Source organism: Vibrio sp. (genome assembly GCF_048266485.1).
Lineage (GTDB): Bacteria > Pseudomonadota > Gammaproteobacteria > Enterobacterales > Vibrionaceae > Vibrio.
Genome location: NZ_JBLWZK010000008.1, coordinates 1 through 12,203, shown reverse-complemented (window position 1 = coordinate 12,203; position 12,203 = coordinate 1). Strand labels below are relative to the sequence as shown.

The following is a 12,203-nucleotide window of genomic DNA, read 5'->3' as shown; positions in this document are numbered from 1 at the left end:
CCATTGAAATCAGGTTGAACTGAAAACGAATTTGTCTGTGATTGATTAAACTAATGTTGTTTTAATTAGAATATTTGTTCGGTACACCTTCATATTTAAGTGAGGTTTCGTACCTGTTTTACTCTTAAAGAGTAGGAAAGAATTTGAAATACACAAATCACTACATCCATTATGTGATTGAGTTGCATCACAAATCTTTCATTAAATTTAGGATGTATAAATGTCATAGCAATGTAAATAGTGCAATGATGCACCACGATGTCACATCTAACCTTTTATTCTGAATAGTTGAGTAAGGGCGTTATATAATTATCAATAAAGTAGTTACTAATGGATTAATCAATAAGTGAGGGGGGTAAATTCAAAGTAAAATTGTTTGTGATAAAGATCTTATGTTTCCTCTGTGCACAAATTTGGTAGTATCAAGTATGAGTGACACATCACAAAAAGGAATTAAATGCGTTATTTCCCAGTTTTTTTAGATCTAAACAAGAAAGCAGTTCTGGTTGTCGGCGGTGGTGAAGTGGCTTGCCGTAAAGTAGATATGCTTATTAGAGCAGGGGCAAATGTAACGGTAGTCTCACCGAATATTCATCCTTATTTACTTTCTCTAGCAGAGCAACAATCACTGCTTTGGGTGAAGGCGTTTTACCAATCTGAGATGTTGCAAGACTATATTCAGGTCTGGGCTACGACCGATAACCCCCAGTTGAATCATCAAGTTCACCATGATGCTAAGCAAAAAAACATTATGGTTAATGTTGTTGATGACAAACCTTATTGTGACTTTATTACACCGTCTATGATCAACCGTGGTCGTATTCAAATAGCGGTATCCAGTGGTGGGGCGTCACCAGTATTAATTCGTTATTTACGTGAAAAGTTAGAATCTATGTTGCCACAGAACTTATCACTATTGGCAGATTTTGGCGCATCTAAACGTAATAGCATTAAAGAATCATTAGCCACGGTAGATGAAAGACGTAAGTTTTGGGAGCGTTTCTTTTCTTCAGCAAAAATTCCAACCATTACCAAGCGTGAACAATTGGAATCTCTATATCTCGATACCTTACAAGATAAAGTGGAAGTGACGTCAGTTTTGCATTGGATTCAGTTTAATCATGATGTCGAAAACCTTTCGATTAAAGCACTACGTTTAATGCAAGAATCTGAATTGGTTTTGTATCCAACGAATTGTCCATTTGAATTTGTGGATTTATGCCGTCGTGATGCAGACAGAGAAGAATACCAAGATACACACCATTTAGCTGGGTTAATCGAGAAAGCTAAAGCGGATAAATTAAGAGTCTGTGTTTTCACGGCTAATGATCCAATTGCTTCAGAGATGAAGCTCTTGATGGGCAATGACAAGTTAATTAGAATTGCTGAATAAACCATCAACTTAGTCTAAACTTTAAAGAGTAGGCTTCGTGGAGGTGATTATGGATCACCAACATCATCAAAAAGATAACCCTTTAGTTAACGATCTCGTGACCAAAGGGTTTATTTATACCACTTTGTATCACTTATCGTGGCCGCAACAAACCTTAACGGTAGATAGCGGCCTAGTGCTAAGGTTTTATCACCGCGGCATGTTAGGCATAACGCCTGCTCACTACAAAGGGGACAGTGCTACGGTAATATCGGCTGGAATTCATGGTGATGAAACTGGGCCGATCGAGCTGGTCGATAAATTGGTTTCGCAAGTACTATCTGGTGAGGTGACCATCAGCCATCCGTGTTTGTTTATTTTTGCTCATCCCGATGCCACCATAAAGAAACAGCGTTTTATAGAACAAAACCTCAATCAACTTTTTGAAATATCCAGTAGGAAAGTACGAGGAATTGAAAGTGAAATTGCCGCTAAAATAAAAGATGTCGTCGAATTGTTTTTTGAACGTTCTTCTGGAAAGAAACGCTGGCACCTTGATCTTCATTGTTCCTCTCGCCCTTCTCAATATCCTGTTTTTGCTATCCGTCCGGCTACCAGACATCAATCTGACATCACCGACCAAGAATTAAAATACTTTGCTCAGCACGCAGATGTTCAGGCTGTTTTGTTATGTCATCATCCTAGTTATGCGTTTAGTTGGTATACCGGTGAGTATTTCCAAGCGAAGAGTTTAACCATCGAACTTGGGCAACTTAGATCATTCGGTGAAAATGATCTTTCCGTGTTTACATCGTTTTTATCGGGTATGCATTTATTGCTCAATCGAAATGGAAAGTTAGATGATGTGAATTGCATGAATCAAGATATTGCAGTTTATGATGTGGTTGATGAGATCCGTAAGCAACATCCAGATTTAGCCTTTACAGCACAACAAGCACTAATCAATTTTGAGCCACTGTACTTAAATCAAGAATACGGAATACAAGGCGGCGTTCCGATGATCTGTGAATCTGGTGGTTACGCTTTAGTGTTTGCTAATGATAAGGTGGATATCGGTCAGAGAGCGGCATTATTGGTCGAAAGAATTCGCTAAAGATAAATATATTATGAGTTTACTTTTCAATTGATGCGTAACTGGTATGGTATCGAAAACACCGCAAGCTTATACTCTTCGTACTTGAAGCTGCAGCTTTGTTGACGGCGTTCATTCACCCCAATCACATAGACGAGCTATGCTCATGGGGCTTCATTCACTTGTCGCCTCACTGCAACTCCAATGATTTTGAGTATACATAAGTGACTATGATCATATGCAATTCAATCAGTTAATTCACACCAAACACCAGAGCTGGAAACTGCCATTCATTTTAATCACGATCTTTTTAGTCAGCGTGAGTGCTATCTATTTATCAGTTGGTGATTTATCCCTGTCTTTTTTCCATCCTATGTCTGATTTACAGCAACAAGTGATCGTCAACCTTCGACTACCTAGGTTGCTTGCTGCCATATTATTAGGCGCTTCACTTGCGGTGGCTGGTGCAACTTTACAGGTCTTATTAGGCAATCCGCTGGCAGAGCCCGGTATTATTGGTATTTCAGGCGGGGCAAGTCTAGCGATGGTGATCGCCTTGTTCTTTTTTCCTGTCTTAATGTCGCCACTAGGTTCAATGGCCGTCGCGATATTGGGTTCGTTAGTTTTTACGCTTTTAATTGTGTCACTTGCCAAAGCGATGCGTTTAACCACAGGCCGCTTGTTATTGATTGGGGTAGCGTTAGGGATTTTATCTAGCGCCGTTGTGACGTGGGCATTTTATTTCAGTGATGACTTTAACCTCAGAATTCTAATGTATTGGCTAATGGGGAGTATTAGCGGAGTGTCTTGGGCTCAAGTGGCACTAGGGCTCATAATGTTACCCTGTATCGTTTGGTTGTGTTTCAAAGGTCGAGATTTAGATTTATTGATGGCAGGTGAACAACATGCCAAACAACTCGGCTTAGATGTGTTTGCTCTACGTTGGAAGTTGATTATCTATGTGTCGATATTGGTCGGCTGTTCAGTGGCGATTGGCGGAGTGATCAGTTTTATAGGTTTAGTGGTTCCGCATCTCATTCGTTTGATTTTTGGTAGTGAAAACCGTTACCTGTTACCGATGTCTGCACTGTGTGGCGCAAGTTTATTGGTACTGGCTGACTTACTTGCCAGAGTATCACTGACCAGTGCAGAACTGCCTTTAGGTGTAATGACAACGACAATTGGTGCGCCAGTGTTCATTTGGATGTTACTACGTGGGCATGATCAGAATTAATTATGAATAAAATAACGCCTATGCTCGATATAAAAGATCTCAGCGTATCAAATCGTTTGATGCCAATGAGCTTTCAAGTCAATCCTGGGGAAATCCTACATGTGATTGGTCCAAATGGGAGTGGTAAGAGTACCTTGCTTGCAGTGTTATCTGGCTTACTTTCGCATCAAGGAACCGTCACTTTTGGTGGTGAATCAATCGCTCAATATGATTTGAAAGAACTGGCAACGATCCGCGCCTATTTATGTCAGTCAGATCGACCGGCGTTTAATATGTCGGTCTTTCAATATTTATCGCTCTCTATCAACAAAGACATTCACCATGATGTAGTAGAAAAAGCGGTGAGTGAAATTACCACGCAGCTTTGCATTACCGACAAGCTAGGCAAAAGCATTCATCATTTATCCGGTGGTGAATGGCAAAGAGTACGACTTGCCGGAGTATGTTTGCAAGTGTGGCCAACATTAAACCCAGATGCGAAAGTATTGCTGCTCGATGAACCCGCAGCGCCTTTAGATGTTGGTCAAGAAAGCTTGCTGTACCAAATGATAGCAGTGATGGCGCGCAAAGGGTTAACCGTAGTGATGGCAAACCACGATTTAAATCGAACCTTGAGACATTCGGATAAAGTGTTGATTCTCAAAGAAGGTGTATTAAAAGCAGTAGGCGAAACAAAGTCGCTATTAACCAGCCAATTACTGACAGAGATATTTAATACCCAAGTCACGCGTATTGAGCATGATGGACAAACGCACTTATTGTTTGATTAATGGTTTGGTATTGATGTCTATTTTAACTTAATCATACTACTTCGGGGGCTTTAAAGTTGTCATTCCAGCCGAGCCTAGGCGAGAGCAGGAATCTATTTACCACAAGCGTATATTAGACGTTTGAGTGTGCTTTCTTTAGATGCGTTTAACGAAACAATAAGTGTTCGAAAATCACTCGCTCCCTTTCACGTTCAGTGTGTTTATACAGTTATAATTAAATTTTTTGGGTATTAAACGGTTTTGGGTGAAAGCGAGAACTTATACCTATATGCGATCTATCGGAATTCATTGTAAGGCATTGTTAATTAAAAATAGTATGTAAAAACTGAAAGTACATCCCTGTCACAACTGGCTTACTAAACCCAATTCTCGCTTTCTCCATCGCATAAAATCGGCTAAATGCTTTTAAAAAAACGCTATTAGAGTATCTTTTAGCTATAAATGAATTGATTAGCAGTGAACGTGTTGAAATAATCTGCGGGTTTATCCGTGTTTCTTGCTAATATACTGTTATGTTTTCGTTGAAAATGTTGCTCCACGTTATCGAATTATTGATGGTTTGTTTGATGACTTTATAGTTTGTATTTTCAATTTGAGAAGTCTATCTCAGGGAGGATGTTGATGGATGTCTTGTTTCTAATAGCAGCGATTTTGTCGGCGTTAAACTTGTTACATGCGGTGATATATAAGTCTATTTTTTTCGCTGGCGGTTGGATTGACTACTATGAAAATAGGTCACACTTTTGGGCTGGATTTACCGCGTTTTTGATGTTTTTATTTTTCTATGGTGGGTTCTATTTTGTAATTTTCCCTGATTTTCGAGGCGAGTAAATTAGAGTTGTAGCCGTCGATAAGTAGACGCTTCAAATTGGTTTAAGCGTTATAGATCTAGGCAATCAAGTTTTTGCCAAGTTCGGTAAGCGCGTATGACAAACATAACAAAACGACTATGGTGTCAATAACTAATTTTTAGCAAAATTTTCATCCCACATGGAGCCATCTCTTATCATCGAATTTAATATGACTACCATCTTACGAACACAAGCGATGATGGCTACTTTTTTAGGTTTTCCAGCTTCAACAAGGCGTTGGTAAGTGGCTTTGAAAATAGGGTTACATTGCATAGCTGACATCATCGCCATGTAAAGAACGGTCCTTACTTGCGACCTGCCACCTTGTATTGTTCTCTTGCCTTTATAACGCCCGCTTTCTTTGGTTATCGGCGCAACGCCGATAAGAGAAGCCGCTTGTTTATTGGAGATGTATCCTAACTCAGGCATATTGCTGATGATTGATGCTGCTGCGATATTACCTATACCGGGGACACTTTGTAAGAGTATGTTTTTAGCTTGATATTCGGGGCAATTTTCGATGAGTTTAGTCAGTTTATCTTCGATTTTTTTGATTTGATTTTTCATCGCTATGAGCATCGGTTTTATCGTTGAATGCAGTGATTTAGGTAAGATTTGTATCCGGTTCTTTTCCATAGTTTGCATCGATAATAACTGATTTCTGCGGACGACTAAGTCACTCATTAATCTTATGTTTTCAGCCTTTATAATAGTAATTTCTGGCTTGATAGATTCAGCAAAGTGAGCAATTAACTCGGCATCCAGTCTGTCATTTTTTGCTCGACGCCCAATGGCGCCGGCGAAGCGTTTAATGTGCACGGGATTAGCTCGGACTATAGGGAGTTTTGCTTCAGCACATTCAAGCACAAATGGCATTTCTAAGCGCCCAGTGGCTTCAATGACGATACGTTGTGGGGCATGTTTTTTGATTTTTTTAATCGCTTCTTTAATACCTTTTTCATCATTGGTAACAGTGAAATAGATATCAAGAGGGCGAATGAATATGTCTAATTGTGATTTGCCAGTATCAACACCGACATTAATGTTTTGAAGTGTATTTGTATTCATAATAAGCTAACTCATGCTTGCGTAATGCGGGTTCTAGACCCAGTCGACTATTCGAGGTTTATGCTTGGAGTTCTATGTAGCGTTCATGTTTGTTATCGGTCTCTCAACAGAGGAGCCAGTGTTCAAACGAACTACTACATAGAGAGCTTTAGTTGCAGCTAAAGCCTGGGTCTCACATTACCCAAAAGCAGAGTTAATTTCCCATACAAGCGCATCAACGGTATTTTGTGGCCATTGATCGCCATTATCAGCCTTGCCGCAGAAGAGCATCATTTTCCTTACCCGTTTCGTCGCTACCGCAGCTTAAAAGAAGAAAAGGCCAACTCCCAACCGCTGACCTTAGAAGAGGTCAAACAGTTCTTAGCGAGTTGCGAGCCGCAATGGCAAGATTATTTTTTACTGCGATTTTGGACAGGGATGCGTAGCTGTGAAGTTCATGGCCTGTATTGGGAGCACATCGATTTTAAACACCGACTCATTCGTATTCGGCAAAACTACGTCAATGGTGAGATCTGCGATGTGAAGACGCCAAAATCGCGTCGGGAACTGGCCATGTGCGATACCTTATACGCCGCATTGCAACGTCAATGGCAACAACGTGATCCAAGTAGTCCGTTTGTGTTTAGTGGTAAAAATGGAAAAGGGCTCGATACCCATTACATCAGCACCAAGGTTTGGCACCCTACCCTGAAAAAAGCAGGATTAGCGCCTCGTCGTGCTTATGAAACGCGCCATACGGCGGCAGTGCTGCATATCGCCGCGCATGAAAACCCTCTCTATATCTCTCACATGCTAGGACACAGTGACACCAAGCTGCTGTTTGAGGTTTACGCCCCTTATGTCGCCAACGCATCACGTCAAGATGGACGGGCCTTTAGCACGATGATGCAAGGAGACGCAGCATGATGATCTTATCGTTTAACCGCGCGCAATACTTTCAACAAAATCTCACCGATATAAAGCAATTGGGCGCCTTTGCATTGGGCATTGAGTTGCCCTCGGTGCATACCCTGATTGGCAATAAACCCGAAATGGTCTTGTTCTCTTTGCATGAGCAAGTCTTATTAGAAACCATCGCCAAGCAATGCTATGACAATTTTATGAAAGCGCCACATTTACAGTCCGTACTCAATAACTATGCAGAAAATCTATTGTTCTCTGACATTGCAAGCTTTGAGGATGTGCGCTTACATGCCAAGACACCAGGCTTGCCGTTAGCGAAATACTACAGTGCGATTAAGCACAGCTATCTTGACCGAACGCTGATATGGGAGAAACACCTGCAATGCTGCAAAGCGTTATCACTGGCCATGTATGAACATTGCACCGATCCACGCAGCCATATTTGTTATGACAAAGAAAGCGTGATGGTCAGTAAACCGCATGCCAAACAATGTGTGTATTACTCAGACTTCGATAAGCCTAGTGTCTTTAGTATCGGCCAATATGAGTATCATCAGCGCCCTTGGCCGGTGAAAAAAGACAGGGAGTTTTAGAGAAAAAAGAAGTGTGAGGTGAGCATTAACGACACATTCCTATTCGTTTGGGGATGAGTCGTTATCGTGCGGCTTTGGGAAGTAGAGACGCTGTTTTTTTCATTGATCGTCATAGTGATTCATTACATCCGAAAATAAAGCCACTATGCCAATAAAAACACAAATCAGCATAGCAATCGCGGTTATGAATGAACATCGGGTATGGGTAAAGATGAGTGGCCTTAAAGCCTAACGGAAAGAGAAAAAATGGACACAGAAATGATTTCAACACTCGAGCAGAAAATCTACAAACTCGAAAAACTATTGAGGTTAGATGGCGGCTCGAATTCCTTGATTAGACAAATCGCTTTAGGGTTATTAAGTGAAGAAGTACAAAATATTTGGTGGCGATCGGAAGAGCCTTTTACTAAGATGCCCTCACCACAATTACAAGATGACATGGCATTATTTGCTATGCATGCCATACAGAATTTGCGCCAAGAACCTGAACTATTTGAGCAACTATCCAGCGGTATTAAAGCCTATCATCAGTGTGCCTCTGAGTATCAATGGGATCTCAGCTTACATATGCAGCGACCAGAATGGCCGTTACTAAAGTATTGGTTGGCGTCGATAAATTGTTGCTGTCGAGCACAACAAACCCACCAAGTAGAACTGTGGAATAAGCACTTACGACTGACCCACTCAATGCTTATCGGTCAGTACCAAAAAGCCATGAATCCTGACTGTATTGTGGGTTATGCGGAATGCGAAATAACAATAATTAACTTAGAAAAACATCTTTGCGCCATCATCAGTCATCAGCCGTTTGAAGCATTTCAAATAGATGACATGATCTATTTGCATTACTCATATCCGACTTAAGTTGAATTAGGCTTTCTCTTCTAAAGGCCGGTTTAATCTTACAAGAAACTAAGTGTCGTACTTTCAGGTACATATCCCTACCCAACACTCCTCGGTGATACAATTGATGGTGAGGAACGTCATCCTTTGTTTGCCAATCAACACCTTTAGGCGTTAAAAACCCTAAGCGACAATCACCACAGTGCGCGACGACTAACTGATCCTGTAATTTCAAGGCAGCGGTCATACAAAATGCAAAACTGGCTCTTCTATGCTCAAGTGACCTTACAGCTTTTATGATTGCATTCTCGAGAGTAATTTCATCACCAATGATGTTCTCTGAAAATTCATCTTTTAATAGCTCACAAAACTCACTAACAGCAGCAACAGTGTTCTCGTTATGATCGATGCCATCACACACAATATAGAAGTGTCCACCTTGAGCTGGCCAATGATCTGCATAATCCGCATTGACTTGCTCAAAGCCACCTGCTTCACAATTTTAGGCAAAACGGATTCGTAAATCTTCCTATGACTAAAAACCAATTATGGTTTTATCTTGTTAAATGTATATACTTCTGATAGATTTCCAGACGTCTAAACGCTTAGATGTTTAAATTTTAGAGGGATATATGTTTCAACATGCCAATAAGGCACTAATCTTAAGTGCCCTTTGTATATTAACAGCTGTAATCTTACCTATCATTTTTGTACCTGATTTGGTAGTTGCTTTAATTTCAGAGCTTTATCGTTTTATCACAACTGATATGGCTTGGTTTTTCTTATTGATGGGTGTTGGTGTGACCATAGGTGTCGCTGTACTCATTTTTAGCCGCTTTGGTGATATCCGCTTAGGTGGTAAGAATGCTAGACCTCATTATTCAAAATTCACATGGATTTCTATGAACTTATGCTCGGCTTTAGCTGCGGGGATCTTGATTTTTGGAATGTGTGAATGGATGTATTACATCAACACGACACCTTTTGGCATTAAAGCAGGATCGCCTGAAGCTTACGAACATGCCATCTCTTACGGTATGTTTCATTGGGGGATTTCTGCGTGGGGTTTTTACCTCTTGCCTGGTATTGCTTTGGGTTATCTTTATTGGAATAAAAAAAGTGATGATCTGCGTGTTTCGACTCTGTGTCACAATGTGATTGGAGGTGAATCAAAATTTTATAAAGCTCTTCGTTTTATCATTGATTCTATTATTGTTTTTGGTTATTTCATGGCAATCATGACAACTGTTGGCATCGGTGTGCCTGTGATCGCCAAGTTGTCGAGTCACTTGTTAGGCATTGATGATACTTTTGGTTTTAAAGTCGGTGTAATTTGTGTATTTGGCGTATTCTTTATGCTTTCAACTTCAAAAACGATTGCAAGAGGAATGGGGATAATTAGTACATTTAATGTTCGCTTGTCATTGGTTTTCTTTGCATTCGTATTGTTTGCTGGTGATACAGGATTTATTTTAAATAATTTAACTATGTCGATTGGGACAACGATTCATGAATTTACACGAATGAGTTTCAATGCAGATTCTGTTCGTCAGACTGGGTTTATTCAAGGCTGGACCATTTTTTATTGGGCTTGGTATGTTGCATTAACATTTATTTGTGGCATATGGATTGCGCGAACTTCATACGGTCGAACATTTAGAGAGATAGCGATTGCAAATAGTGTTTGGGGCGCTGCTGCATGTTGGATAACATTCGGAATTTTAGGTAGTTATGGTATGTCACAAGAGTTACACCATGGTATTGATTTATCTTCACAAATTGGAGAGATTGGAAATAGTGGTGTGACATTAAAAGTGCTAGATACTTTGCCAATGTCATCTATTTGTATTGCTGTCTTTGTTGTTTTGGTCTTTTTTAATCTTGCTACGACAGCAACGGCTAATGGTACTTCTTTAAGTATTTATACCTCAGTTGGTTTAGCACGAGATCAAGAACCGAGTTCCCATTTTAAAGTTTTTTGGTCGTTAATGTTTCTCGTGGTTCCATTAGGTATTCTATTTCTTGAACATACTATTGATGGATTAAACGTGTTAACAACGATTCAATCTATGATCACCATTTCAGCTTTACCGGTCTTATTGGCTTTGGCTGTGTTATTTACATCATTTTTTAAAACCTTGAAAAAAGATATCCATAGTGGTGAGTTATTCGATTCTGTTGCTGATAATAAAATGCATAAGTGGGGGTAATATGCCATTAACTGATTTAGAGCGCTACACTATTGATTTAATGGGCATTAATAGTTATCAAGTCGATGGAAAACTTGAAGCTATTGAATATGTCCGCAGCATATTAGAGCAAAAGACCAATGCTGTAATCGAAGTAAATACGGAGATTGAACCATGTTTAATTGCGCGGATTGAGGGCAGTAATAGCAACTTTAAATTGTTGCTAGAAGGCCACCTTGATGTCGTGAATGGCGAAGCACACCAATTTATACCGCAAAAGCGAGGATCCATGATTTATGGTCGTGGTAGTGCAGATATGAAGAGTGGTTGTGCATGTATTTTAAGTGCGTTTATTGACGCTGCCCAAGATACAGAATTAAAAGGTGATGTCACTTTAGTTTTTACAACTGACGAAGAAACAACAGGTGCGAGTATTAAACATTTGTTTGATAACAATCATCTAGGGAAACATGATTTTGCAATGATCCCAGAGCCAACTAATGGTCAAATTTGTAATGCCCATAAAGGGCAATCATGGATAAGTGTTGAGTTTCATGGTGTTTCTGCACACTCTAGCTTACCTATGCTAGGACAAAATGCCATTTATATGGCCATGGATTTTGTTCAAGTACTCCGCCGTAACACGCAAAATTACAAAGAAGATCCATATTTTGGTAAAGAGTCTATCAGTGTAGGAGTGATTGAAGGTGGTACAGACCCTAATGTTGTACCAGATTATGCCAAGGTTCGAATTGATAAGCGTTATTTACCGCATCAGGATGTTCAGACTGGACTTGATGAAGTTCAAATTGCATTGAATGAATGTCGTGAAAATGATCCCATGTTTCGTGCGAGTGTTCATTTAGAAGGAGACTGGAGCGGATTGTTGACTGAACCTGACATATCATGTTTTCCCACGGTTCTTGATACCATTTCACAGCAAATGAACCAGAAAACTAATATTGTGTATTGGACTGCTTGGGGTGAGGGAGCTTTCATCAGCCAATATGGCATACCGACAATTTATTTTGGTCCTGGAGATACGCAACTGGCACATACTCAAAATGAACATGTAGATATGAAACAAGTCCATCAAGTAAAACAGACTTACAGCTCATTAATAAACACACTTTGTGGTATGACTGAATACAAAACTTACCTGATAGACTAAAGCCTCATAATTAACTTTCAAAGTTGAGAATGCTGTATATACTGATTGTATGTACAGCATGAGGTTTAGTATGTCAGATAACGATGAAAATCAGAAAAAGGTCATACGAAAAGAGA

9 protein-coding genes and 1 pseudogene are annotated in these 12,203 nt (G+C 40.0%); 9 read left to right on the top strand and 1 reads right to left on the bottom strand.

The features are described 5' to 3' along the window. Nucleotides 1-457: 457 nt before the first annotated feature. From ACN0T8_RS10545 to btuD, 4 genes are all read left to right on the top strand, one after another. Nucleotides 458-1,393, top strand: coding sequence for a precorrin-2 dehydrogenase/sirohydrochlorin ferrochelatase family protein (locus ACN0T8_RS10545; protein ID WP_417880583.1), 936 nt, complete (start codon nt 458-460; stop codon nt 1,391-1,393). Between the two features lie 49 nt (nt 1,394-1,442). Then, nucleotides 1,443-2,486 (top strand): succinylglutamate desuccinylase, encoded by a 1,044-nt coding sequence (locus ACN0T8_RS10540; RefSeq protein WP_417880582.1) that lies wholly within the window; start codon nt 1,443-1,445, stop codon nt 2,484-2,486. 217 nt (nt 2,487-2,703) lie between these two features. After that, a complete protein-coding gene (btuC, locus tag ACN0T8_RS10535) occupies nt 2,704-3,699 on the top strand; it encodes a vitamin B12 ABC transporter permease BtuC (protein WP_417880581.1) in 996 nt (331 codons plus the stop codon). Nucleotides 3,700-3,719: 20 nt separating this feature from the next. Further along, on the top strand, nt 3,720-4,469 hold the full coding sequence (btuD, locus tag ACN0T8_RS10530) for a vitamin B12 ABC transporter ATP-binding protein BtuD (protein WP_417880691.1): 750 nt from the start codon (nt 3,720-3,722) through the stop codon (nt 4,467-4,469). Between the two features lie 962 nt (nt 4,470-5,431). On the opposite strand, the gene ACN0T8_RS10525 is transcribed toward btuD, so the two are convergent. Beyond that, on the bottom strand, nt 5,432-6,388 hold the full coding sequence (locus ACN0T8_RS10525) for an IS110 family transposase (protein WP_417880580.1): 957 nt from the start codon (nt 6,386-6,388) through the stop codon (nt 5,432-5,434). Nucleotides 6,389-6,595: 207 nt separating this feature from the next. Between ACN0T8_RS10525 and ACN0T8_RS10520 the strand changes: the two are divergent. The 5 genes and pseudogenes from ACN0T8_RS10520 to ACN0T8_RS10500 form a co-directional block, all read left to right on the top strand. Further along, nucleotides 6,596-7,294 (top strand): annotated as a pseudogene (locus ACN0T8_RS10520) (site-specific integrase); the annotation flags it as partial. Then, a complete protein-coding gene (locus ACN0T8_RS10515) occupies nt 7,291-7,884 on the top strand; it encodes a hypothetical protein (RefSeq protein ID WP_417880579.1) in 594 nt (197 codons plus the stop codon). The pseudogene ACN0T8_RS10520 and the gene ACN0T8_RS10515, both read left to right, overlap by 4 nt. A 246-nt stretch (nt 7,885-8,130) precedes the next feature. Then, a complete protein-coding gene (locus ACN0T8_RS10510; protein ID WP_417880578.1) occupies nt 8,131-8,748 on the top strand; it encodes a hypothetical protein in 618 nt (205 codons plus the stop codon). A gap of 611 nt (nt 8,749-9,359) precedes the next feature. Then, on the top strand, nt 9,360-10,937 hold the full coding sequence (locus ACN0T8_RS10505; RefSeq protein WP_417880577.1) for a BCCT family transporter: 1,578 nt from the start codon (nt 9,360-9,362) through the stop codon (nt 10,935-10,937). 1 nt (nt 10,938) lies between these two features. Next, entirely contained in the window at nt 10,939-12,087 is a 1,149-nt protein-coding gene (locus tag ACN0T8_RS10500; protein ID WP_417880576.1) for a M20 family metallopeptidase, read from the top strand. The last annotated feature ends 116 nt before the right edge of the window (nt 12,088-12,203 follow it).

Bases quoted from the DNA above. Each gene is read 5' to 3' on its own strand.
- btuD (WP_417880691.1), top strand. From the start codon at position 3,720: ATGCTCGATATAAAAGATCTCAGCGTATCAAATCGTTTGATGCCAATG.
- ACN0T8_RS10545 (WP_417880583.1), top strand. From the start codon at position 458: ATGCGTTATTTCCCAGTTTTTTTAGATCTAAACAAGAAAGCAGTTCTG.
- ACN0T8_RS10540 (WP_417880582.1), top strand. From the start codon at position 1,443: ATGGATCACCAACATCATCAAAAAGATAACCCTTTAGTTAACGATCTC.
- ACN0T8_RS10500 (WP_417880576.1), top strand. From the start codon at position 10,939: ATGCCATTAACTGATTTAGAGCGCTACACTATTGATTTAATGGGCATT.
- btuC (WP_417880581.1), top strand. From the start codon at position 2,704: ATGCAATTCAATCAGTTAATTCACACCAAACACCAGAGCTGGAAACTG.
- ACN0T8_RS10510 (WP_417880578.1), top strand. From the start codon at position 8,131: ATGGACACAGAAATGATTTCAACACTCGAGCAGAAAATCTACAAACTC.
- ACN0T8_RS10505 (WP_417880577.1), top strand. From the start codon at position 9,360: ATGTTTCAACATGCCAATAAGGCACTAATCTTAAGTGCCCTTTGTATA.
- ACN0T8_RS10515 (WP_417880579.1), top strand. From the start codon at position 7,291: ATGATGATCTTATCGTTTAACCGCGCGCAATACTTTCAACAAAATCTC.
- ACN0T8_RS10525 (WP_417880580.1), bottom strand. From the start codon at position 6,388: ATGAATACAAATACACTTCAAAACATTAATGTCGGTGTTGATACTGGC.